Genomic DNA, 21,413 nt, shown 5'->3' on the forward strand with positions numbered 1-21,413 from the left:
GTTGAAAGGTGAAGAGACATGGAAACGGACGGCATAACGACGCCCTTCGGGCGGCGGTCGATGACGCTTGGCATGCTGGCAAGCCAGGCGCTGGCGAGGACGATCGCGCCGGAAGCGAGCATCGACAAGTGGAAGCTCTATCGCTGGCTCTGCGAGGCAAAGCCGAAGCTCGGCATCAGCGACCGGGCGCTCTCCGTGCTGAATGCGCTGTTGAGCTTTCATCCGAAGACCGAGCTTTCCGGCAAGGATGGCCTGGTGGTGTTTCCCTCGAACGCCCAGCTTTCCCTGCGCACGCATGGCATGGCGGAAACGACGCTGCGCCGGCATCTTGCCGCACTCGTCGCGGCGGGGCTCCTCACTCGGCGTGACAGCCCGAACGGCAAGCGCTACGTGCGGCGAGACGGCGAAGGTGCCGTCGGCGAGGCGTTCGGTTTCTCTCTCGCGCCCCTTCTCGCCCGGGCAGGGGAGATCGAGCAGACGGCGGCACAGGTGACGGCCGAGCGCCTCCTGCTGCGGCGCCTGCGCGAGCGCGTGACGCTTGTTCGCCGCGACATCGCCAAGCTGATCGAGACCGGCCTGGAGGATGGCCTTGCCGGTGACTGGATGGGGTATGAGGCGGCCTATCGCCGGCTCGTTCTTTCCCTGCCGCGGGTTGCGACGGTGGAAATCCTGACGCCGATCCTCGCCGAACTCGAAGCCCTCCGGAACGATATCCTCAACAGCCTGGAACGACAGGTTATTTCTCAAAATATGGCGGGCAATGCCGATCAAACTGAGCGGCACAAACAGAATTCAAAACCCGACTCCACCTCTGACCTTGAACCTCGCTTCGAACCGAAGCAGGGAAGCGATGCCGAACCCGGCGATCAGCCGCCCACCCCGTTGGATCGGATGGACGACAGGATATCGGAAGGGAGACGGGCCAGCCAGAAGAAGCCGGCGCCGGCCGAGCCGCACAAGCCCTATCCGCTGGGCCTCGTCCTTCAGGCCTGCCCGGAAATCGTGGCGTTCGGACCCGGCGGGGCCATTTCGGGCTGGCGGGATCTGATGACCGCCGCGGTGGTCGTGCGTTCGATGCTTGCGATCAGCCCGTCGGCCTATGAGGCGGCGTGCGAGGTGCTCGGGCCGGAGAATGCGGCGACGGTCATCGCCTGCATTCTTGAGCGGGCCGGGCACATCAACTCGGCCGGCGGATACCTGCGGGATCTGACGCGCCGGGCCGAACGCGGCGAATTCACCCTCGGTCCCATGCTGATGGCGCTGGCGCGGGCAAACGGTACGCCGGCAAAGCGTGCCGGATAAGGGCGGGGAAGGCGATGGATTCGGCTTTGGAAACCGCACGTTAACCATGGACTTCCTAATCATGGGCGGAAGACAAGGAAGACCGAATCAATGCCGTCACATGCCTCGGCGCAACAGCGCCGCCGTTCGACCCCTGCCAAGACCAGCCCGGTCGTCCCCTTCCCCGCCGAGCGCCGCACAGCGCATGTGCGACGTTGCGCCGGCGAGCTGGACGGTCTTCACGGCGAGGACGCGCGTCTCTACTGGCTGAGGGTCTGCCGGGAACTGGCGGCGGAGCTGCGCAAGTTCGGTTCGGACGAGAGCCAGGCTCGCGCTGCCGTCTTCGCCTTCCAGGAAGAGGTCCAGCAGGAGCTTCTTCGCCTGCATGATGGTACGGACGATTGATCATCGGAAATTCCGATTGAACCATCGGTTTCTTCCGTTTCCCTTCGGGACCGCCTCCGGGGCATCTGCATTCCGTAACCAATCGGGAGATGCAAGATGCAGAACGATTTTTCAGGACAATGTATTGTTATCGCCGGGGGAAGCTCCGGCATGGGCCTCGCGCTGGCGGAAAGGCTCGCCTTGCGGGGCGCCCGCACTGTCATTCTTGGCCGCAACGCGAAAAAGCTGTCCGCCGCCCGTGAAAGCCTCGGCGGTAATGCGCGCGCCATAGCCTGCGATATCACCGATGAAGTTCAGGTGGCGCGCATGTTCGCCGAGCTCGATGCCGTCGACCATATCGTCGCCACGGCGGCCGACATCGAAGGCGCCTACCGGCTGCTGCCGGATATCGAGCTTGCCGCGGCTCGGCGTGTCATGGAAAGCAAGGTCTACGGGCCGTTGCTCCTCGCCAAGCATGGAGCGCCGAAGCTGAAGGCCAACGGGTCGATCACCTATACGTCCGGCATCGCCGCCTATCGTCCTTCGGCACGCGGCTCCGTCGTCGCTTCCGCCAATGCCGGGCTTGAGGGACTGGTGCGGGCGCTTGCGGTGGAACTCGCGCCGATCCGGGTCAATGCGGTCTCGCCCGGCTGGGTGGACACGCCGATCTGGTCCTTCGTGGCCGGCGATGCGAAGGCGGCCACCCTGCAGGCCATGGCCGAGCGACTGCCCGTCGGCCGCGTCGGCCAGCCCGGGGATATCGCCGATGCGATCCTGTTCCTGATGCAGAACGGCTTTACGACGGGCTCGGTGCTGCATGTCGAAGGCGGGCATCGGCTGATCTGAGGCCGGTTCGCGCGAAATCGAGGAAGGCCGCGATGGCGCGGCGTCGGACCGTGCCGTGCCGCCAGAAGAGGTGGAGCGGTGCGGCGGCGTCTGCCCGCGGCCATTCGAGCTCGGTTACCCGGTCAGCCCCGGCATTGCCGGCAAGGGCGAGCCGCGGCACAAGGGCAAGGCCGCCGCCCGCCGCGACCATCTGAACGATCGCGCCGATGCTGGCGACCTCGGCGGCGGGAGCCGGTGGTGCGAACCCGGCCGCTTCGAACCCTTCCTCGAACATGCGGCGATAGGTGCAGCCCTTCGCCGTTGCGATGAAGGCTTCCCGCGCGAGGCGGTCGAACCCCCCTCCCCCGTCGTGGCAGGAGGCGGGGGCGATGAGCACGAGCGGTTCGTCGGCGACCTTGCGCGATTTGAAACGGTCGTCGGCCCCCGGGCCGAAGAAGGACAGTGCGAGATCGAGGTCGCCGGCGGCAAGCTGGCGGGAGAGCTCGCCGCTCGATGCGACGGTGACCCGGATCGCGATGTCGGGATGGGCTGCGGCGAACTTCGGCAACAGCATCGCCAGCTTGCTTGCGGCAATGGTTTCGAGCGTGCCGATGGAGAGCGTGTCGGCGGCAATGCCCGCCGCCTGGCGCACGGCGATCCGCGCCTCCTCACCGACGAGCACCAGCCGCTCGGCAAAGGGCAGGAATGCGCGGCCGGCCTCGGTGAGGGTGATGCCGGAGCGGGCGCGATGAAAAAGCGCTGTCTCCATCTCAGCTTCCAATGCCTGGATCTGGTCGCTGACGCTCGACTGGGCAAGATGCACCTCGGCGGCTGCCCGGGTGATGTTGCCGCAGCGGGCGACGGCCAGGAACGTCTTCAATTGTCTTGGATGCATGAACCGCCCCGGCTGTTGCGCAAGTCGTCTTCTAGCAAATCGCCGGCGATGCCGAAACCGCTACGAGCCCTTCATCCTCCTCCCCTCCCCTCCCCCTATGAAACGTGAAGGCCTATCGGTAGGATGGAGGGCGGAGAGGAGCCGCCATTCGATGAAACTTCGCCATGCCCTGGCCTTCACGATCCTGCCCATCATCGTCGTGCTCGCCATTCTTCAGGGCGGCGCGCTGTTGACCCGCAGTTACATGGAGGAGGCCTCGCTTCAGGCGAGTTCGGCCTTGCGGCTCGCCGTCGCGGCGCTCGCCGGCCATCTCAGCCGTTACGAGCCCCTGCCCGCGCTGATCGCCGACCATGAGATCATCGAAGAGTTGCTGCAGACGCCCACCGAGCCCGCCCTTCGCCAAGCGGCGAACGAGTATCTGAAAGGAATCAATCAGTTACTGGAATCCTCGGATATTTATGTCTTGACACCGGATGGCAACACGATCGCCGCCAGCAACTATGACGTTCCCGGCACGTTCATCGGCCAGAATTTCCATTACCGTCCCTATTTCCAGAGCGCCATCGTTGGGCAGCAGGCCCGGTTCTACGCACTCGGCACCACGTCGCTGAAGCGCGGCTACTATTTCTCGGCGCCTGTCGAGGAAAGCGGGAAGATCCTCGGGGTCATCGTCTTCAAGGTCGATATCGATTCCATCGAAAATTCCTGGCGCGGCGGTGAATACAAGATCTTCGTCGCGGATCCCGAAGGTATCATCTTCATGACCGGCAGCCCGGAATGGCTCTATACGGGCATCCTGCCGCTCGACGCGCCGCGGCTGGCGCGCACCCAGGCTTCGCGTCGCTATGCGGAAGCTGAACTCCGCCCCCTGCCCGTCTCCGAGGCAGTTTACCACGGTCAACAACTGATGCAGATCGCTGAGGGCGGCACGCGACGCGAGTATCTGCGGCTGTCGCAATACATGCCCGAGGCCGACTGGACCGTGAACGTCCTGCTCGACACGGCGTCCGTCCGCACGCAGGCCCGCACGACGCTGGTCGCCGTCCTGCTCTTCATCTGCCTTGCCGCCCTCGCCGCCGCCATCCTCTGGCAACGCCGCGCCCGGGTGGTCGAGCGGTTGCGGCTTCAGGAGGAGGCACGCAACACGCTGGAGAAACGGGTGGAGGAACGCACCGCCGATCTTGCGCGCGTCAACGAGCAGATCGAGCTGGAGATCGCCGAACGGAGGCTCACGGAACAGGAGTTGCGCAAGACGCAGGCCGACCTTATCCAGGCGGGCAAGCTTGCCGGTCTTGGCCAGATGTCGGCCGCGCTGTCTCACGAGTTCAACCAGCCGCTCGCCGCCGCCAAGACCTATGCCGACAGCGCCGCCCTTCTCATCGATCGCGGCCGCGTGCCGGAAGCGCAGGACAACGTGCGGCGCATTTCAGCCCTCATCGACCGTATGGCCTCCATCAGCCGTCACCTGCGCAACTTTGCCCGCAAGCCGAACGAGAAGCTGGGTCCGGTTCCCCTCCCCGAAGTCATCGCCGACACGATGGAGATCGTCGCTCCGCGGCTGAAAGCGGCGGATGCGCGGCTTATGGTCGATCTGGAGCAAGAGGGGTTGGTGGTGCAGGCCGGGCCGGTGCGCCTGCAGCAGGTCCTCGTCAATATCATCAGCAATGCCGCGGACGCCGTCGAGGGGCTGGAGAACCGGGAAATCACGCTGTCGGCACGACGCGCGGGTGGACGCATTGCCATCGAGGTGAGCGACCGCGGGCCCGGCGTGCCGGCGGCCATTGCCGAGCGCATCTTCGATCCGTTCTTCACGACGAAGGGCGTTGGCCGCGGCCTCGGGCTCGGCCTTTCCATTTCCTACAACATTATCAAAGACTTCGGTGGGAGTCTCTCCGTCTCCGGTCGACCGGGCGTTGGCGCCGCCTTCCGCGTCGTGCTCGACAGCGCGGCAGAGGTGCAGGAGGCAGCGGAATGACGGATGCCCGCGTCCTCCTGATTGACGACGAGGAGGAGATGCGCCGGTCCACCGCGCAGGCGCTGGAGCTCTCCGGCCTCGATGTAACGACATTCTCCAGCGCGGAGCGGGTTTTGGAGCTGGTCGGCTACGCCTTCGCTGGTGTAGTCGTCAGTGATATCCGAATGCCCGGCATGGACGGCATGACGCTGCTCCAGCGCATTCGCGAGGTGGACCCGGAGGTGCCGGTGATCCTCGTCACGGGCCATGCGGATGTGCAGCTCGCCGTCAGCGCGATGCGTGCCGGCGTATACGACTTCATCGAAAAACCCTTCGCCGCGCAGCATCTGGCCGGCATTGCCCGGCGGGCAATGGAACGCCGCGCGCTTGTCCTCGACAACAGGCGCCTGCGCGCCGTTGCCGGCAAGCGGGACGATATCGAGGCCCGCCTGCCCGGCCGCACCCAGGTGATGGTCGACCTCCGCTATCGGCTTCGCGCCATCGGCGCGGCAGATGCCGATACGCTCATCATCGGCGAGACCGGCGTCGGCAAGGAGGTGGTCGCGCGGGCGATGCACGACATCAGCGCCCGCGCGAGCAAGCCATTCATCGCCATCAATTGCGCCGCGCTTCCGGAGAACCTCATTGAAAGCGAGCTCTTCGGCCATGAGATCGGCGCCTTTCCGGGGGCCCTCAGGCCGCGTTACGGCAAGTTCGAGCACGGCCGCGGCGGTACGATCCTGCTCGACGAGATCGGTTCCATGCCGGTGGATGTTCAGGCCAAATTCCTGCGTGTGCTACAGGAACGCGTCATCACGCGCCTCGGCTCGAACGAGGCCGTGCCGCTCGACGTGCGCTTTCTCGCGACCAGCAAGGTGGATCTGGCGCACGAGGTGGCGGCCGGGCGTTTCCGCGCGGACCTCTTCTACCGTCTCAATGTCGCGACGCTGCATGTGCCGTCGCTGGAGCAGCGGCGGGCGGATATCCCCCTCCTCTTCCTCCAGCTCGTGCGGGAGGCGGCGGCGCGCTACGGCCGCGCCGACGTCGAGGTGCCGGCGGAGCTGATCGCCGACGTCGCCGGCCGCTCCTGGCCGGGCAATGTGCGGGAGTTGCGCAATGCGGCCGACCGTTTCGTGCTCGGTCTCGACGGTGCGCCGGAGGAGGCCGGCGGCGACGGCGCTCCGCAGCGCCTGGCCGACAAGGTCGCCGCCTATGAGCGCGGCCTCATCGCCAGCGCTCTCGCCGCGCATGGCGGGAGCCTCAAGCCCGTCTACGAACAACTCGGCGTTTCCCGCAAGACGCTTTACGAGAAGATGCAGAAATACGGGCTCGACAGGAATCTCGGCACGGACTTGCTTCAGAGCGATCTGTAAGTTCCGATGGGTGGAAATCCACCCGTCCTTGCCGCCCTTTGTCCCCGCTTCCACCCATGGCAACCAGTTTACGGCGGTAAACTTGACGGGCTTCCGCCGTCGCCGCTTGTCTCGAATGTCCCATGCGTCACTGTCTTCCCAACCAGTACCGGCACGGGAGGAGCCATGCCGGCTGGTCGTTTCATCGGGAGGATTTGATGAAGAGCCTGAAGACCCTGTTCGGCGCCACGACCGTGCTTGCCGCAACGCTGCTTGCCACCTCGGCCCTTGGCCAGACCTATCCGGAGCGCACCATCACGATGGTCGTTCCCTTCTCCGCCGGCGGGCCGACCGATACGGTGACGCGCCTCGTGGCGGAAGCCATGTCGAAGGACCTCGGCCAGCAGATCGTCGTGGAGAATGTCGGCGGGGCCGGCGGAACGCTCGGCGCCGGCCGCGTGGCGAGTGCCGATCCGGACGGCTATACCCTGCTTCTCCACCATATCGGCATGGCGACGAGCGCGACGCTCTACCGCAAGCTCGCCTATGACACGCTGAACGCCTTCGAATATGTCGGCCTCGTCACCGAGGTGCCGATGACCATCGTGGCGCGCAAGGACTTCGAGCCGACCGACCTCAAGGGCCTGATCGACTACATGAAGGCCAACAAGGATACCGTCACAGTCGCCAATGCCGGCATCGGCGCAGCGTCGCACCTGTGCGGCATGATGCTGATGAGCGCGCTCGACACGCAGTTCACCACCGTTCCCTACAAGGGCACCGGCCCGGCCATGACGGACCTGCTCGGCGGCCAGGTCGACGTGATGTGTGACCAGACGACCAACACGACCAAGCAGATCCTCGGCGGCACGATCAAGGCCTATGCGGTGACCTCGCCGGCGCGCCTTTCCAACCTGCCCGACGTTCCGACGGCGGAAGAGGGCGGGCTTTCTGGATTCCAGATCGGCATCTGGCACGGCATCTACGCGCCGAAGGGCACGCCGAAGGACATTACCGAGCGCCTGTCGAAGTCTCTGCAGCTCGCGCTGAAGGACCCGAACGTCGTCGCGCGCTTCGCCGAGCTCGGCACGGCGCCGTCCTCCGAGGCCGACGCGACGCCGGATGGCCTCAAGACCAAGCTGGAAAGCGAAGTCGCACGCTGGAAGCCCGTCATCGAGGCCGCCGGCCAGTACGCCGACTGAGGCTTTGCTTCTGCCGGGCGGTGGCCACGCCGTCCGGTTTCCCGGCGAGGAGAGGGGACTTCATGAGACAGTTACAATTCGACACGACGAATGCGATATGCGGGATCACCCTCATCGCGCTCGGCGGCTTCTTCATCTATCAATGCCTCGGCCTGGAGCTGGGCACCGCGCTGCGTATGGGGCCGGGATACTTCCCGCTCATCCTCGCCGTCATCCTGGCTATTCTCGGTGTCGTGGTTCTGGTGCAGGCAACGCGCGTCAGCGGCGAGCCGATAGGGCCGATCGCGCTGCGCGGCATGCTCTTCATCCTGCCTGCGCCCGTCTTCTTCGGGCTCACGGTGCGCGGCCTCGGCTTCGTGCCGTCGCTGTTCTTCGCCGCTCTCATCGCCGCCTTCGCCTCCTCGCGCATGAAGCCCCTGATGGCTGTGGCGCTGGCGGCGGCCATCACGGTCTTCTCCGTGGCGGTGTTCAGCTATGCCCTCGGCCTGCCGTTCGAGCGGTTCGGCCCCTGGACGCGGCTTTAAGGGAGACGGCCATGGATCTCATCAGCAATCTCGCGCTCGGCTTCACGACCGCCGCTTCGCCCGCCAACCTTCTCTTCTGCCTCATCGGCGTCCTGCTCGGCACGCTGATCGGCGTCCTGCCCGGCATCGGGGCGACGGCGACCATCGCCATGCTCCTGCCGATCACCTTCCAACTCGAGCCGGTCTCCTCGCTGATCATGCTCGCCGGCATCTACTACGGCGCGCAGTACGGCGGCTCGACCACGGCGATCCTCATCAACATGCCGGGGGAGTCCTCGTCCGCCGTCACGGCGATCGACGGCTACCAGATGGCCCGCAAGGGGAGGGCAGGGGCGGCGCTCTCCATTGCCGCGCTCGGCTCCTTCTTCGCCGGCACGGTCTCCACCTTCCTCGTGGCGATCTTCGCGATCCCCTTGACCGGCATCGCGCTGAAATTCGGCGCGGCGGAGTATTTCTCCCTGATGGTGGTCGGCCTCGTCTCCTCCATCGCGCTCGCGCACGGCTCCATCGTCAAGGCGCTCGCCATGGTGGCCCTCGGCCTGCTGCTCGGGCTCGTCGGCACGGATATCTATACCGGCACGCCGCGTTTCACTCTCGGGATTCGTGAGTATTCCGATGGACTTAACTTCGTCGCCGTGGCGGTGGGCGTCTTCGGCATCGCCGAGATCCTGCGCAACCTCGAAGGGGAGAAATCGCGCAGCGTCCTGATGGCGAAGGTCTCCGGCCTCTGGCCGACGCGGGACGATTTCCGCCGCATGGTCGGGCCGGTGCTGCGCGGAACGGCCATCGGCTCGGCGCTCGGCATCCTGCCGGGGGGAGGGGCGATCCTCGCAGCCTTCGCCTCCTATACGGTCGAAAAGCGTGTTGCCGCCCGGCCGGAGGAGTTCGGCCAAGGAGCGATTGCGGGCGTCGCCGGGCCGGAGTCGGCCAACAATGCGGGCGCGCAGACATCGTTCATCCCCTTGCTTACGCTCGGTATTCCGGCAAACCCGGTCATGGCGCTGATGGTCGGGGCGATGATCATCCAGGGCATCGTTCCCGGTCCCAACGTGGCGGCCGAGCAGCCGACCCTCTTCTGGGGCATCATCGCCTCCATGTGGATCGGCAACCTGATGCTGGTCGTGCTGAACCTGCCGCTGATCGGCCTCTGGGTGAAGCTGCTGACGGTGCCCTACTACGTGCTCTTCCCGATCATCATGGCCTTCTGCTCGATCGGCGTCTACAGCGTGAACTCCAACGTCTACGACCTCTATGCGGTCGCGCTGTTCGGCCTCGGCGGCTATCTCCTCGTCAAGCTGCGCTGCGAGCCGGCGCCGCTGCTGCTCGGCTTCGTGCTGGGGCCGCTGCTGGAAGAGAACCTGCGGCGCGCCATGATCCTGTCGCGCGGCGACCCGACGACTTTCTTCACGCGCCCGATCAGCGCTGTGCTGCTGGCCATCGCGCTTGCGGTCCTGGTTGTCGTCTTCCTGCCGTCGGTCAAGGCGAAACGCGAGGAAGTCTTCCAGGAAGAAGAATAACGGAAGACACCTGCGGGGACGGAAGGGGTGGCGGCGGCGCGCCGCCCCTTCTGCGTTCAGGCGAGGGCGACGTTGACGCCTGCCGTCTTCAGCGCCGCGGCGATGTCGCGGGGCGGCGCCTTGTCGGTGAAAAGATCCGTGATGGCGCCGAAATCGCAGACGCGCACGAGCCCCTGCCGGCCGAACTTCGTATGGTCCGTGACGACGACGGCGCGCCGGCCCTGCGCAAGCACGGCGCGGGCGAATTCGGCTTCCTCCAGATCGTAGTCCATCACGCCGATGGCGGCGTCGATCGCCCCCGTCGAGATGACGGCGTGGCCGACCGTGAAATGGCTGATGAACTCGATGGCCGAGACGCCGAAGGCCGCGCCGTTGTCGCTGCGCAGCTCGCCGCCGGCCATGTAGACGCGGTTGTCGTTGACGGTCGAAAGCGTGCGGGCAATGTCGGAGGAATTGGTGACGACCGTCAGGCGCCGGTGGCCGAGCAGTTCGCGGGCAAGATAGCTCGTCGTCGTGCCGGTATCGAGCATGACCGAATCGCCGTCGCGGATCGTCGCTGCGACGGCGACGGCAATCGCCTTCTTCGCCTCGCTGTTTTCGCGCATGCGCTTTTCGAAGGGCGCTTCGCCGACGACGGAGGGCAGGGCCACCGCACCGTGCATCTTCACCACGGTCCCGTTCGTGGTCAGCGGCTTGATGTCCCGCCGCACGGTTTCCAGCGAGACGTCGAGCTGCCGTGCGAGGTCCGCGATGGTGACGGTGCCCTGCTGCTGCAGAAGCCGGAGAATATCGTTGTGGCGCTTGGAATGGTTCATGTCGTTCTGGCCCGGGAGCGGTCGCCTTCTTCATAATCCCTGACGGCGCGTCGCGCAAGAAAGCCGCAGAAACGGTCAGAAAAACAGAAAAAGCCACATTTGAGGATTGACAGCCGGTTTCTTCCGGCATGACATGAGCCCGGCCGCAGCCGGCAGGATAACCGACGAACGACGCCCGGAACAAGGGTGCGAAACGTCCCGGCAGCCGCTTTCGGGAGGAAGGCGATGGAGGGGCATGTCGAAGTCGGCCGCGCCGCGGAAGACCGCATCCGGGCGCTGCCCTGCTGGCGCGGGCGCATCGATATTGCGCCGCTGAAAGGCGGCATCAGCAATGAAAGCTATCTCGTGACGGACGGAGCCGGGCGGCATGTGGCGCGCTTCGGCCGGGATTATCCTTTTCACCACGTTTACCGCGACCGCGAGCTGATGACGGCGCGGGCGGCGCACGCGGCAGGCTTCGGGCCGGAAGTGCGCTATGCCGAGCCGGGCGTCATGGTCTCGGCCTATCTCGGCGCGAAAACCTATGAGGCAGGGGACGTCGCCGCGCAACGGCGGCGCGTGGCGGGCCTCCTCAGCCGCTTCCACACGCGGATGCCGGCCGAAGTGAGCGGCGCTGCCTTCCTCTTCTGGCCCTTCCATGTCGTGCGCGACTATGCGCGCACCCTTGCGGCCGGCGGCAGCCGCATGGCGGCGCACCTGCCGGCCTACCTGGCGCTTGCCGACGAGCTGGAGGCGGCACAGGCGCCGCTGCCCATCGTCTTCGGCCACAACGACCTCCTGCCCGCCAATATCCTCGACGATGGGCAGCGGCTCTGGCTGATCGATTTCGAATATGCCGGCTTTTCGACCGCCATGTTCGACCTTGCCGGCACCACCTCCAATGCCGGGCTCTCGCCGGAGGAGGCGGAGGATTTCCTTGCGGCCTATTTCGGCGGTGCGCCCGATCCGGCCATCCGCCGCGCCCATGCGGCCATGCAATGCGCCTCGCTGCTGCGCGAGGCGATGTGGAGCATGGTTTCCGAGCTGCACCTTGCCGCGCCCGGCGCCGATTACGTCGGCTACACGGCGGAGAACCTCGACCGCCTCGACAGGGCGCTCGACCATTACAGAACGACATACGGAAAGAACGCACAATGACCCTGCCATCCCATGCCGAGATCGTTGTCATCGGCGGCGGCATCATCGGCTGCTCGACGGCCTATCACCTGGCGCGCGATCACAAGGCGGACGTGGTGCTGCTGGAGCAGGGCACGCTGACCTCCGGCTCGACCTGGCATGCGGCGGGCCTCGTCGGCCAGCTCCGCTCCTCGGCCTCGATCACCCGCGTGCTGAAATATTCCGTCGACCTCTACAAGGGGCTGGAAGCCGAGACCGGCCTTGCCACCGGCTGGAAGATGACGGGGTGCCTGCGCCTTGCCACCAATGCCGACCGCTGGACGGAGTTCCGCCGCCTCGCCACGACGGCGAAGAGCTTCGGCATGGACATGCACCTCCTGACGCCCCGGGAGGTGAAGGCCATGTGGCCGCTGATGGAGGTGGACGACCTCGTCGGCGCGAGCTGGCTGCCGACGGACGGGCAGGCAAGCCCTTCCGACATCACCCAGTCGCTCGCCAAGGGCGCGCGCATGCATGGCGCGCGGATCGTCGAGAACGTGCGCGTCACGGGTTTCGAGATGGAAGACGGCCGCATCGTACGGGTGCGCACCACGCTCGGCGACATCGCCTGCGAGAAGGTCGTCAACTGCGCGGGCCAATGGGCGCGGCAGGTGGGCGCCATGGCGGGCATCAACGTGCCGCTCCAGCCCGTCAAGCACCAGTATATCGTCACGGAAAAGGTGCCGGGCCTTTCGACCGATGCGCCGACGATCCGCGATCCCGACCGCCGCACCTATTTCAAGGAGGAGGTGGGCGGCCTCGTCATGGGCGGCTACGAGCCGAACCCGCAGCCGTGGACGACCGGCGACGTGCCGGACGACTGGGCCTTCCGCCTCTTCGACGACGATTTCGACCATTTCGAGCAGCATATGGTCGAGGCCATCGCCCGCATTCCGGCGCTGGAGAAGGTCGGCGTCAAGCAGATGATCAACGGTCCGGAGAGCTTCACGCCGGACGGCAATTTCATCCTCGGCGTCGCGCCGGAATGTCGCAACATGTTCGTTGGCGCCGGCTTCAATGCCTTCGGCATCGCCTCGGGGGGAGGGGCGGGCTGGGTGCTGGCGCAATGGGTCGTCGACGGCGAGGCGCCGCTCGACCTCTGGGTGGTCGATATCCGCCGTTTTTCCGCCATGCACCGCGACCGGCAATGGGTGCTCGACCGCACGCTGGAAGCCTACGGCAAGCACTACACCATCGCCTTCCCGCACGAGGAATACGTAAGCGGCCGTCCCCGCCTCGTCTCGCCGCTTTATGAACGGCTGAAGGCGCACGGCGCCGTCTTCGGCTCGAAGCTCGGCTGGGAACGGCCGAACTGGTTCGCGCCGGACGGGACCGAGCCGAAGGACGTCTATTCCATGGGCCGGCAGAACTGGTTTTCCGCCGTCGGCGAGGAGCACCGCCATGTGCGCGAGGCCGTCGGTATCTTCGACCAGTCCTCCTTTGCCAAATACGAGATGGCCGGGCCGGATGCCGGCAAGGCGCTCGACTGGATCTGCGCCAACGACGTCGCCAGGCCGGCCGGCCGCCTCACCTACACCCAGCTTCTCAACAGCCGGGGCGGCATCGAGGCGGACCTGACGGTGGCACGGCTTTCCGACGACAGGTTCTATATCGTCACGGGTACGGGCTTCCGCACCCACGACCTCGGCTGGATCGCCGACCACGTTCCCGCCGGCCTCGACGTTACGCTCACCGACGTGACGGAGGACTTCGGCACGCTCTCGCTGATGGGGCCGAAGGCGCGCGACGTGCTCGCCGCCGTGACGGAGGCGGACGTCTCGAATGCCGGCTTCCCCTTCGGCCATGTGCGCGAGATCGCCATTGCCGGCGAGAGGGTGCGGGCACTCCGCGTCACCTATGTCGGCGAGCTCGGCTGGGAGCTGCATGTGCCGATCGGCGCCACGGGCGTCGTCTTCGACGCGCTGATGGCGGCGGGCGCGCCCTTCGGCATCCGCCCGGTCGGCTACCGCGCGCTGGAATCGTTGCGCCTCGAAAAGGGCTATCGCGCCTGGGGCTCGGACATCACGCCGAACGACACGCCTTTCGAAGCCGGCCTCGGCTGGGCGGTGAAGCTGCGCAAGGACACGGATTTCCTCGGCCGCTCGGCGCTGGAAGGCGCAAAGGACGAGCCGCGCCGCAAGGCCTTCGCCGGCTTCACCGTGGACGATCCCGAGATCGTCCTCGTCGGCCGGGAGACGATCCTGCGCGACGGCGAGCCCGTCGGCTATCTCACCAGCGGCGGCTACGGCTATACGCTCGCAAAGAACATCGGCTACGGCTATGTGCGCCGGGCCGAGGGGATCGACGACGCCTTCTTGAGGAGCGGCCGCTACGAGCTGGTCGTCGCCATGGAGCGCACGCCAGCGACGATCCACCTGGAACCGCTCTACGATCCCGCCGGCGTGAGGGTGAAGGGCTAAGCGGGCTCGCAGGCGCGTTCCAACGCCTTCAGCATCGTCCGCTCGGCAAGGTTCAGGTAGGTCTCCATCTCGGCCGCGGCGTCGTGCGGCAGGCCCGCCTCGAGGCGCGCCACGATGGTCTCGTTCATCTCCACGAAGGGCGCATGCAGGTTTTCCGGGTCGTTGAGAAGGCCGAAGCACAGCCGCAGCTCGGCGGAGATGCGCTCGTAGAATTCGTTGAGCCGGGCGCTGTCGGCAAGGTCGACGACAGCGGCATGGAAGGCCATGTTGGCGCTGCCGACGCCGGCCCAGTCCTGCCGGTCGCGCGTGACGCGTCCCCGGTCCGCCGTCTCGCGCATGACCCTGATCGCCGGATGCTGCCCCCAGGCCTGACGCAGCGCGCCGCATTCCAGCATGCGCCGCACGCGGTATATGTCGATGATGGAGGCCATGGTGGGAACAGCGACGAAGACGCCGCGATTGGCCTCGTGACGCAGGAGCCCGTCCTTGGTGAGCAGGCGGAAGGCCTCGCGGAGCGAATTGCGCGAAACGTCGAAACGCTCGCTGAAGGCGGCTTCCGACAGGCGCTGGCCGGGGGTAAGCTCGCCGGAGATCAGCAGCGCGCGAATGCGCCGCGCCAGCCGGTCGGCGAGCGACATTCCATCTGCATCCTCGGTCATGTCGGTCTCCGCGCCACGTTCCCGACCGCTCTAGCACGAATGGGCGAGGACCGGAACAAGGGAGGATCGCGAGATATTGTTGAACAATATTGACATTCTTGTCAGGCAATGCATGATCCAGCGACCCCAAAGACGGCCGGAAGGAGACGAGAAATGGCAGCGATCGATCTCAACAGCGATCTGGGCGAAAGCTACGGCGCCTGGCGCATGGGCGACGACAAGGCCATGCTCGCCGTCGTCTCCTCGGCCAATGTCGCCTGCGGCTTCCATGCTGGCGATCCGGCGGGCATCTATCGCACGGTGAAGGCGGCGGCGGAAAACGGCGTCGTCATCGGCGCCCACGTTTCCTATCCCGACCGGGTCGGCTTCGGCCGGCGCGACCTCGACGCGACCCCCGAGGAGCTGATTGCCGACGTGATCTACCAGATCGGTGCGCTGAAGGGCGTCGCCGCGGCTGCCGGAACGACGGTGCGCTATGTCAAGCCGCACGGCGCGCTCTACAACCGCATCGCCTACGACGCCCGGCAGGGACAGGCGGTGATCGACGGCATCAAGGCGGTCGATCCCTCGCTCGTCCTGATGGGCCTTGCCAATGCGCCGATCCTCGACCTTGCACGCCGCGCAGGCCTTGCCGTCGTCGCCGAGGCCTTCGCCGACCGGGCCTATACGCCGAAGGGAGAGCTGGTCTCCCGCCGCGAGGCGGGCTCCGTGCTGCACGACGCGAAGGTGATCGCCGACCGCATGGTCGGCCTTGCCCGGAGCGGCACGCTGGAGGCCATCGACGGCAGCACGATCCGCGTCGAGGCGCAGTCGATCTGCGTGCATGGCGACAGCCCTGGCGCCGTCGCCATCGCCGAGGAAATCCGCCGCCGCTTCACGGCCGAGGGCATCGCCATCCGCTCCTTCGCCGGTTGAAGGCGATGCGCTTCCTTCCCGTCAGCCTGGACACGATCCTCGTCGAGCTTGCCGGTCTCGACGAGACGCTGGCGCTCTTCGCCTCGCTTGAGGCCGTCCCCGTGGCGGGCATCGTCGAAACGGTGCCGGCCGCCCGCACGCTGATGGTCCGCTTCCGCCCGGAACGGCTGACGCCGGAGGCGCTGGCGGCAAGCCTTGCCACCCGCGACCTTTCCGCCAAAGCCGCGCCCTCGGAGCATCTGGTGGAGATCCCGGTGCGCTATGACGGGGAAGACCTGGGCGACGTCGCGGAATTGACGGGCCTTACCGTGGCGGAGGTCGTCCGGCGCCATACGGAGAGCGAATTCACCGTCGCCTTCTGCGGCTTCGCGCCGGGCTTCGGCTATCTCGTCGGCGGCGATCCGGCCTTGCATGTGCCGCGCCGCAGGAGCCCGCGCACCCGCATTCCTGCCGGCTCGGTGGCGCTTGCCGGTGCCTTCAGCGGCGTCTACCCGCAGGCAAGCCCCGGCGGCTGGCAGATCATCGGCACGACCCCGCTGAAGATGTGGGACATCACGCGCGATCCCGGTTCGCTGTTCCAGCCCGGCTATCGCGTGCGCTTCTTCGACATGGAAAAATCCGGCAGGACCGTCAGCCTTCCCGCGCCCACCGTCCGCCCCGCGCGCACGGTCCCGGCCGATGCCCCGCAGTTCACGGTGCTGGCCGCGCCCATGCCCGCGCTCTTCCAGGACCTCGGCCGCTTCGGCCAGACGGGGCAGGGGGTCTCCGCCTCCGGCGCGCTCGACCGCGGCGCCTTGAACGCGGCCAACCGCATCGTCGGCAATCCGGTCAATACGCCCTGTCTCGAACTCACCCTCGGCGGCTTTTCCTTCGAGAGCAATTGCCGCGCCGTGGTCGGCCTTGCCGGCGCACCGTCCCTCGTCATGGTGCGCGATGCCGCCGGCCGGACTCACGATCATCCGGCCTTCCGGCCCATCGCGCTGGAGCCGGGCGATGTCGTGACCGTCGACCATCCGAAACGGGGCACGCGCGCCTATCTTTCCGTGCGCGGCGGCTTCGACGTGGCGCCGGTGCTGGGAAGCGCGGCGACCGATACGCTCGCCGTCGTCGGGCCCGAGCCGGTGACGGCCGGGAGCGTGCTTGTCCTGCGCGGCGGGGACGGGCTCTCCAGCGTTTCCATGGACGAGCTTGCCGCCTTCGATCCGCCGGCTGCCGGCGAGGTGGTGACGCTCGATGTGGTGCTCGGGCCCCGCACCGACTGGTTCACGCAAAAGGGCATCGAGACGCTGGCGGGCCAGCTCTGGCAGGTAACGCCGCAGTCGAACCGCGTCGGCATCCGCCTTGCCGGCGACGTGCCGCTGGAGCGCAGGGACAGCGCCGAACTGCCGAGCGAGGGCACGGCGACGGGCGCAATTCAGGTGCCGCACAGCGGCCAGCCCGTGCTTTTCCTCGCCGACCATCCGCTGACCGGCGGCTATCCCGTCATCGGTACGGTCGCGGACCACCATCTCGATCTTGCCGGCCAGATCCCCGTGAACGCCCGCATCCGTTTCCGCCCCATCGCGCCCTTTGCCGAGATCGGCGCCAGGAGAGAGCCATGAAGAAAGTGCTGATCGCCAATCGCGGCGAGATCGCCGTGCGTATCCTGCGCGCCTGCCGGGATTACGGCCTGCAGTCGGTCGCCGTCTATGCCGACCCGGATGCGGACGCGCTCTTCGTGCGCCTTGCCGACGAGGCCTATGGGCTTGGCGGCATGCGCCCGGCGGAAACGTATCTCGACATCGAAAAGCTGATCGCCATTGCGAACCGATCGGGCGCGGATGCGGTGCATCCGGGCTACGGCTTCCTTTCCGAACGGGCGGAATTCGCCCGCGCCGTCATCGATGCCGGTCTTGTCTGGATCGGCCCGGACCCTCAGGTGATCGAGGCGCTGGGCGACAAGGTCGAGGCGCGGCGCATCGCGGCGAGCGTCGGCGCGCCGCTCGTCGCCGGCAGCGACGGGCCGGTTTCATCGGCGGCCGAGGTGATCGCCTTCGCCGAGCGGCACGGCCTGCCGGTCGCCATCAAGGCGGCGCATGGCGGCGGCGGACGGGGCCTCAAGGTGGCCTGGAAGCTGGAAGAGGCCGCCGATCTCTACGAATCCGCCGTGCGCGAGGCGACGGCCGCCTTCGGCCGCGGCGAATGCTTCCTCGAACGTTTCCTCGACCGGCCGCGCCATATCGAGGCGCAGGTGCTCGCGGACCGTCACGGCAACGTGCTGGTGCTGGGCACCCGCGACTGCTCGCTGCAACGGCGCAACCAGAAGCTCATCGAGGAGGCGCCCGCGCCCTTTCTTTCCGCCGATCAGCGCGAAAGTATCCATTCGGCGGCCAAAGCTATCTGCGCGGCGGCCGGGTATTGCGGCGCAGGCACGGTGGAATTTCTGCTCGGCGCGGACGGCACCATCTCCTTCCTCGAGGTGAACACCCGCCTTCAGGTCGAGCATCCCGTCACGGAGGAGACGACCGGCATCGACCTCGTCGTCGAGCAGTTCCGCATTGCCGAGGGCCTGCCGCTCCGCCTCGACGAAACGCCCGCGCCGCGCGGCCATTCCATCGAGTTCCGCATCAATGCGGAAGACCCCGGCCGCGGCTTCCTGCCGACGCCGGGCAGGGTCATCACCTTCGACCCTCCGTCCGGCCCGGGCGTGCGCCTCGACAGCGGCGTTGCCGCCGGCTCGACGGTGCCGGGCGTCTTCGATTCGCTGATGGCCAAGCTGATCGTCACCGGCGCGACGCGCGAGGAGGCGCTCTGCCGCGCCCGCCGCGCGCTCGCCGAATTCCGCATCGAGGGCGTGGCGAGCGTCCTGCCCTTCCACCGCGCGGCCGTCGACAGCGCGGATTTCACCGGCCGGGACGGGTTTAGGGTCCATACCCGCTGGATCGAGACGGATTTCACCGAAATGCCGGACGCCATGGCCCGGCCGGAGCCGGTCGGGGACGCCGGGATGGTCCGCACCCATATCGAGATCGACGGCAGGCGGGTCTCGCTCGCCCTGCCGGCGCTCCTCCTCGCAGGGCTCGGCGCGGCCGGGGAGGGGAGGGCTCCCGCCCCCGCTTCCGGCATAGCGGCGCAGGACGCCATTCCCGCTCCTGTCTCCGGCACCCTGCAGGCCTTCCGCATTGCCGATGGTGCGACCGTTGCCGCGGGCGACCTCGTGGCGGTGATGGAGGCGATGAAGATGGAAACGCAGATTCTTGCGCCGAAGGCCGGGCGGCTTCGGTTCCGGGTGAAGGAAGGCGACTACGTTCAGGCCGGCGATGCGCTGATGGCGTTCGAGGGCTGAACCGTCTACGATGCGGCAATCGCGGAAAGAGGGAGTGTCCGCAATGCGCAATGTCACCGTGGCCGCCACGCAGATGGCCTGCATCTGGGACGAGAAGGCCAATATCGAACGGGCCGAACGGCTGGTGCGCGCGGCGAAGGAGAAGGGCGCGGATCTCGTGCTGATCCAGGAACTCTTCGCCGCGCCCTATTTCTGCCAGGACCAGATCCACGATTTCTTCGCGCTCGCCCAGCCTTTCGAAGGCAATACGCTGATCGCGCATTTCGCGCGGCTTGCCGCCGAGCTCGGCGTGGTGCTGCCGGTGAGCTATTTCGAGCGCGCGGGGCAGGCCTATTTCAACAGCCTCGCGGTGATCGACGCGGACGGCAAGGTGCTCGGCAACTACCGCAAGAGCCATATACCGGACGGACCCGGCTATACGGAGAAATTCTATTTCTCGCCGGGCGATACCGGCTTCAAGGTCTGGCAGACGCGGGCGGGCTGTATCGGCGTCGGCATCTGCTGGGACCAATGGTTCCCGGAGGCCGCCCGCTCCATGGCCCTGCAGGGCGCGGAAATCCTGCTCTATCCGACGGCCATCGGCTCCGAGCCGCACGATCCGCAGCTCGATTCCTCCGGCCACTGGCAACGCGTCATGCAGGGCCATGCAGCCGCGAACCTGATGCCGCTGGTCGCTTCGAACCGGATCGGCACGGAGGAGGGGCGGAACGGCACTGAGATCACCTTCTACGGCTCGTCCTTTATCGCCGATCCGACCGGCGCCAAGGTAGCCGAAGCCGACCGGGTAACGCAGAGCGTGCTGACGGCGACCTTCGACCTCGACGCGATCGCCCACCAGCGCCGTTCCTGGGGCCTTTTCCGCGACCGCCGGCCGGAACTCTACGGCCGGCTTGCCACGCTTGACGGGCGCACGGAGGCCGCGGTTCGCTGAGTGCTACATGGCGTGGCCACCGATGACGCCGAGCGCTCCGGCCGCCATCCATGCCGCCATGGCGACCATCATCAGGTTCTCCGTCAACGAGACGAAGCCGAGCGGCACGTTGCTGGAGCCGCCGACGCAGGCGCATTTCAGTTCGCGCCGGTCGATATAGACCGCCTTGAACACCGAGACCGCGCCGATGGTGCCGATGAAGAGGGCGATGGGCACCGACAGCCAGGTGAACGCACCTGCCGCCATCAAGATGCCGGCAAGGCCTTCCGCATAGGGGTAGATGTAGCCATAGGGTACCCAGCGCTTTGCCAGGAGGTCGTAGTTGAGGAACATGGTCGAGAAGGTCTCGACGTTCTGGAGCTTCTGCATGGCGAGCGCCACCATGGAGAAGGCGATGAACCATTCGGCCGCGCGAAGGGTGAACGGCGAGCCGCTTGAGGCGAAGCTCGCGGCCATTGCGGTGAGCGCCATCAACGCGAAGAGCACGACGACCGGGCGGTAGCTCGTCGCCTTGGGGTCGGCGACGGGCTTGCCGAGAAAGCGGCGCAGATCGTCGTAGCCGCCGATGCGCGCCCCGTCGATGAAGACCTGCGGCGTGGTTTCGACCTCATGCTCGGCCTTGAAGGCATCGGTTTCCGCGCGGCTCTTCAGGTGCCGGTCGTCGACCGTATAGCCGGAGCGGCGCAGGAGGTCCTTCGCCTTCAGCCCGTAAGGGCAGGTGTGGCTCGGCATCACCATGCGGTAGAGGATGGCCTTGCGGCCGGTGGAAGTCCGGGTCCTGTCCAACATCTCACGTCTCCTGTCTTGTGAAATCGTTGGCAAGACCATAAGTTCCGTACCATGGTACGGAGTCAACACCTCGAAGACTTGACGATCGGAAAATTCGCCGCGGCCGCGGATGTCGGCGTCGAGACGGTGCGTTTCTACCAGCGCCGGGGCCTGCTTTCGACGCCGCGGCGCATCGACGGCATCCGCCGCTACGGTTCCGCAGACGTCGCGCGCCTGCGCTTCATCCGCCAGGCGCAGGCGGCGGGCTTCACGCTGGAGGAAATCCGGCGCCTGCTCGATCTCGATTCCGGCGAGGACCGGGCGACGGTGCGGGAGATGGCGGCAAAGCGCCTTGCCGAGCTCGACGCACGCATGGAGGCCCTGCAGCAGGCAAGGAGCTCACTGCAGACGCTCGTCTCGGAATGCGCGGTGGGCAGGACGGGGCCGTGCCCCATCCTGAAGTCCTTCGAGGCCTGAGCCGGCGGATACCG

The 21,413-nt window shown here is 66.9% G+C and carries 19 protein-coding genes; 15 read left to right on the plus strand and 4 right to left on the minus strand.

The features are described from left to right. Positions 1–18 precede the first annotated feature (18 nt). The 3 genes from repC (at position 19) to ACZ5TO_RS21750 (ending at position 2,511) form a co-directional block, all read left to right on the plus strand. Positions 19–1,302, plus strand: coding sequence for a plasmid replication protein RepC (gene repC, locus ACZ5TO_RS21740; protein WP_464800658.1), 1,284 nt, complete (start codon positions 19–21; stop codon positions 1,300–1,302). A gap of 90 nt (positions 1,303–1,392) precedes the next feature. Continuing rightward, on the plus strand, positions 1,393–1,686 hold the full coding sequence (locus ACZ5TO_RS21745; RefSeq protein WP_184140631.1) for a DUF6074 family protein: 294 nt from the start codon (positions 1,393–1,395) through the stop codon (positions 1,684–1,686). A 96-nt stretch (positions 1,687–1,782) separates the two neighbouring features. Further along, positions 1,783–2,511, plus strand: a complete 729-nt coding sequence (locus tag ACZ5TO_RS21750; protein WP_464800659.1) for an SDR family oxidoreductase — start codon at positions 1,783–1,785, stop codon at positions 2,509–2,511. Here the strand turns inward: ACZ5TO_RS21750 and ACZ5TO_RS21755 are convergent. After that, on the minus strand, positions 2,462–3,385 hold the full coding sequence (locus ACZ5TO_RS21755) for a LysR family transcriptional regulator (protein ID WP_464800660.1): 924 nt from the start codon (positions 3,383–3,385) through the stop codon (positions 2,462–2,464). The genes ACZ5TO_RS21750 and ACZ5TO_RS21755 overlap by 50 nt on opposite strands. Before the next feature lie 151 nt (positions 3,386–3,536). Between ACZ5TO_RS21755 and ACZ5TO_RS21760 the strand changes: the two genes are divergently transcribed. The 5 genes from ACZ5TO_RS21760 (at position 3,537) to ACZ5TO_RS21780 (ending at position 9,934) form a co-directional block, all read left to right on the plus strand. After that, positions 3,537–5,360 (plus strand): sensor histidine kinase, encoded by a 1,824-nt coding sequence (locus ACZ5TO_RS21760; protein WP_464800661.1) that lies wholly within the window; start codon positions 3,537–3,539, stop codon positions 5,358–5,360. Then, positions 5,357–6,712: a sigma-54-dependent transcriptional regulator gene (locus ACZ5TO_RS21765; RefSeq protein WP_464800662.1), complete on the plus strand. Its 1,356-nt coding sequence runs from the start codon at positions 5,357–5,359 to the stop codon at positions 6,710–6,712. The genes ACZ5TO_RS21760 and ACZ5TO_RS21765 overlap by 4 nt, the downstream gene beginning before the upstream one ends. 197 nt (positions 6,713–6,909) lie before the next feature. After that, complete coding sequence (locus tag ACZ5TO_RS21770; protein ID WP_464800663.1) at positions 6,910–7,893, plus strand: tripartite tricarboxylate transporter substrate-binding protein; 984 nt, start codon at positions 6,910–6,912, stop codon at positions 7,891–7,893. 62 nt (positions 7,894–7,955) lie between these two features. Further along, positions 7,956–8,417 (plus strand): tripartite tricarboxylate transporter TctB family protein, encoded by a 462-nt coding sequence (locus tag ACZ5TO_RS21775; RefSeq protein WP_184140641.1) that lies wholly within the window; start codon positions 7,956–7,958, stop codon positions 8,415–8,417. An 11-nt stretch (positions 8,418–8,428) separates the two neighbouring features. After that, positions 8,429–9,934 carry a tripartite tricarboxylate transporter permease gene (locus tag ACZ5TO_RS21780; RefSeq protein ID WP_184140642.1) on the plus strand — a complete coding sequence of 502 codons (1,506 nt, stop codon included), beginning with the start codon at positions 8,429–8,431 and terminating at the stop codon, positions 9,932–9,934. 56 nt (positions 9,935–9,990) lie between these two features. Here the strand turns inward: ACZ5TO_RS21780 and ACZ5TO_RS21785 are convergent, their stop codons facing one another. Beyond that, positions 9,991–10,749 carry a DeoR/GlpR family DNA-binding transcription regulator gene (locus ACZ5TO_RS21785; protein ID WP_184140644.1) on the minus strand — a complete coding sequence of 253 codons (759 nt, stop codon included), beginning with the start codon at positions 10,747–10,749 and terminating at the stop codon, positions 9,991–9,993. A 225-nt stretch (positions 10,750–10,974) separates the two neighbouring features. Between ACZ5TO_RS21785 and ACZ5TO_RS21790 the strand changes: the two genes are divergently transcribed. Both ACZ5TO_RS21790 and ACZ5TO_RS21795 read left to right on the plus strand, forming a co-directional pair. Then, positions 10,975–11,886 (plus strand): phosphotransferase, encoded by a 912-nt coding sequence (locus ACZ5TO_RS21790; RefSeq protein ID WP_464800664.1) that lies wholly within the window; start codon positions 10,975–10,977, stop codon positions 11,884–11,886. Then, positions 11,883–14,324 carry a GcvT family protein gene (locus ACZ5TO_RS21795; RefSeq protein ID WP_464800665.1) on the plus strand — a complete coding sequence of 814 codons (2,442 nt, stop codon included), beginning with the start codon at positions 11,883–11,885 and terminating at the stop codon, positions 14,322–14,324. Before ACZ5TO_RS21790 ends, ACZ5TO_RS21795 begins: the two co-directional genes overlap by 4 nt. Here ACZ5TO_RS21795 and ACZ5TO_RS21800 read toward each other — a convergent pair. Next, positions 14,321–14,983, minus strand: coding sequence for a GntR family transcriptional regulator (locus tag ACZ5TO_RS21800; protein WP_464800666.1), 663 nt, complete (start codon positions 14,981–14,983; stop codon positions 14,321–14,323). The two genes, ACZ5TO_RS21795 and ACZ5TO_RS21800, sit on opposite strands and share 4 nt — an antisense overlap. A 153-nt stretch (positions 14,984–15,136) precedes the next feature. Between ACZ5TO_RS21800 and ACZ5TO_RS21805 the strand changes: the two genes are divergently transcribed. From ACZ5TO_RS21805 to aguB, 4 genes are read left to right on the plus strand one after another with little or no spacing between them, the layout of a single operon-like run. Beyond that, positions 15,137–15,898, plus strand: a complete 762-nt coding sequence (locus ACZ5TO_RS21805) for a LamB/YcsF family protein (RefSeq protein ID WP_464800667.1) — start codon at positions 15,137–15,139, stop codon at positions 15,896–15,898. A 5-nt stretch (positions 15,899–15,903) separates the two neighbouring features. After that, the gene (locus tag ACZ5TO_RS21810) at positions 15,904–17,499 is read left to right on the plus strand and encodes a 5-oxoprolinase subunit B/C family protein (protein WP_464800668.1); all 1,596 of its coding nucleotides are present in this window, start codon (positions 15,904–15,906) and stop codon (positions 17,497–17,499) included. Then, positions 17,496–19,223 (plus strand): acetyl/propionyl/methylcrotonyl-CoA carboxylase subunit alpha, encoded by a 1,728-nt coding sequence (locus tag ACZ5TO_RS21815; RefSeq protein ID WP_464800669.1) that lies wholly within the window; start codon positions 17,496–17,498, stop codon positions 19,221–19,223. Before ACZ5TO_RS21810 ends, ACZ5TO_RS21815 begins: the two co-directional genes overlap by 4 nt. A 43-nt stretch (positions 19,224–19,266) precedes the next feature. Continuing rightward, positions 19,267–20,154 carry an N-carbamoylputrescine amidase gene (gene aguB / locus ACZ5TO_RS21820; RefSeq protein WP_464800670.1) on the plus strand — a complete coding sequence of 296 codons (888 nt, stop codon included), beginning with the start codon at positions 19,267–19,269 and terminating at the stop codon, positions 20,152–20,154. Positions 20,155–20,157: 3 nt separating this feature from the next. Here aguB and ACZ5TO_RS21825 read toward each other — a convergent pair whose 3' ends face one another. Beyond that, positions 20,158–20,943 carry a MauE/DoxX family redox-associated membrane protein gene (locus tag ACZ5TO_RS21825; protein ID WP_464800671.1) on the minus strand — a complete coding sequence of 262 codons (786 nt, stop codon included), beginning with the start codon at positions 20,941–20,943 and terminating at the stop codon, positions 20,158–20,160. Positions 20,944–20,994: 51 nt separating this feature from the next. On the opposite strand from ACZ5TO_RS21825, the gene ACZ5TO_RS21830 reads away from it, so the two are divergent. Further along, positions 20,995–21,399, plus strand: a complete 405-nt coding sequence (locus ACZ5TO_RS21830; protein WP_464800672.1) for a MerR family transcriptional regulator — start codon at positions 20,995–20,997, stop codon at positions 21,397–21,399. The last annotated feature ends 14 nt before the right edge of the window (positions 21,400–21,413 follow it).

Source organism: Shinella sp. Sh6, assembly GCF_055392685.1.